2 protein-coding genes are annotated in these 1,674 nt (G+C 65.2%); one reads left to right on the top strand and one right to left on the bottom strand.

Annotated elements, in window-relative coordinates:
- Positions 1–30: 30 nt before the first annotated feature.
- Complete coding sequence (locus JZ791_RS44055) at positions 31–1,188, bottom strand: IS630 family transposase (protein WP_308163516.1); 1,158 nt, start codon at positions 1,186–1,188, stop codon at positions 31–33.
- Between the two features lie 139 nt (positions 1,189–1,327).
- Here JZ791_RS44055 and JZ791_RS44050 point away from each other — a divergent pair, with 139 nt between their 5' ends.
- Positions 1,328–1,645 (top strand): hypothetical protein, encoded by a 318-nt coding sequence (locus tag JZ791_RS44050; RefSeq protein ID WP_216903917.1) that lies wholly within the window; start codon positions 1,328–1,330, stop codon positions 1,643–1,645.
- Positions 1,646–1,674 lie beyond the last annotated feature (29 nt).

Here is a 1,674-nt window from a genome sequence, read left to right as displayed (position 1 = left end):
AGTGGTCCCGCCCGCAAGTTCTTCGGGGGTTCACGCGGCTGCCGGTGATGCGGCAGTCTGGTGAGTGCGGTCGGTGGGCTGTTGGGAGTGCTCTTTCTGTTCGTGCCGCTCGATCCGGGCCAGTAGGTTCTCGAGGTCGGTCTGGGTGAACTTCCATTCGAAGGGCCGGGCGGTCTGGTTGTAGCGGCGCCCGAAGGTGGTGAGTCGGTCTTCGATCTGGTCAAGGCTGGTGAAGTCGTTGGGTGAGACGACCTTTCGTTGCACGATGGAGAAGAAGATTTCCACTTGGTTCAGCCAGGAGGCGTGGACTGGGGTGTGGACGAGGACCGCGTTGGGAAACCGTGCGGTGAGCCGGTCGGCTGCAGCTTGGCCGCGGTGCGAGGATCCGTTGTCGACCACCCAGAACACCCGTTCGGCCGAGGCGTAGGGCTCGCAGGTCATCACCTTCTCCACCAGGGTCATGAACGGCACGATCCCGGTCTTGGCCGCGCAGTGCCCGAATACCTGGGCATGGTGCACGTCGTAGGCAGCCAGGTAGGCCAAAGAGCCACCGCGGCCGTATTCGTGGTTGACTCGCATCATGCGGGCGGTCCCGGGTGGCAGGGTCGGGTGGCAGCGGCAGCGGGCCTGGATCGAAGTCTTCTCGTCCGAGGAGATCACATACTCGTTCTCGTCGAGTGGGACACCGTCGAAGATCCGCTGGTAGAGGTCGAGTACTCGGGTCGCTTTCGCGGCGAAGTGCGGGTCGCGGATGAATACCCACGACTGGTACTGCCATGGTTTGAGCGCGTCCTGGGCCAGGATCCGGCGGATGGTCGAGGCCGAGATCGCCGCGGTGATGCCCCGGCCGATTGCCTCGGTGGCCAACTCGGTGCTGCTCCACCGTGACAGGGGCACGCCGGTTTCGGCCGGCAACTGACAGGCCAGGGCCTTGATCTCGGCACGTTGGACGGGAGTGACTCGGGGTGGCCGGCCCGAACGCGGCCGGTCTTGCAGCCCATCCAGGCCGTGGTCTGCGTATCGGCCCCGCCAGGTGCGCACTGTGTCCAGATGCACTCCCTGCCGCGCGGCGATCGTGTTGTTCGAGTAGCCGCGAGCGGCATCCAGGACGATCCGGACACGCACGACCAACCCGCTCTCGGCGGTGCGGGAGTACGCCAGTTTCTCGAGCCGGCGCCGCTCGGACACGGTCAACACGATCTGGCGGGCACGAGGAACAGGCACGAAAACCGGTCTTTCACAACAGCTTCCAGGCAGAGACTGCACAACCTTGCCCGAGTTCGCCACCCCAGCATGATCGACACACCGGAAACGGCAAGATGACCTCATGCCCGCGATCCCGGACTCGACCAAGACCTCTCTGGCCCAGCGGCTGCGTCGACACGCCGCACAACACTGGCCCCAGCTGACCAGCCTGCACGTCCGCTACCACGGCCAATTCGCCTACATCGAAGGCGAGCTGGCCGACGGCGACCGGCTGCCCCTGATCCGGCTCCGCTACGGCGGATCAGCATCGGTCTGGGGATTCGGCCTCTACCTCGCCAGCAGCGGCAAGTACGAAAACCAGATCCTGCCCACAGGATTCACCGCGGGTAGTCCCCAAGAAGCCCTCGACTGCGCCTGCAACCTCTACCTCGGGCACTGACCCCCGAAGAACTTGCGGGCGGGACCACT

The organism is Nocardia alni (assembly GCF_019038435.1).
Lineage (GTDB): Bacteria > Actinomycetota > Actinomycetes > Mycobacteriales > Mycobacteriaceae > Nocardia > Nocardia alni.
The sequence above is the reverse complement of the archived record's forward strand: the minus strand, read 5'-3'. Positions and strand labels throughout refer to the sequence as shown.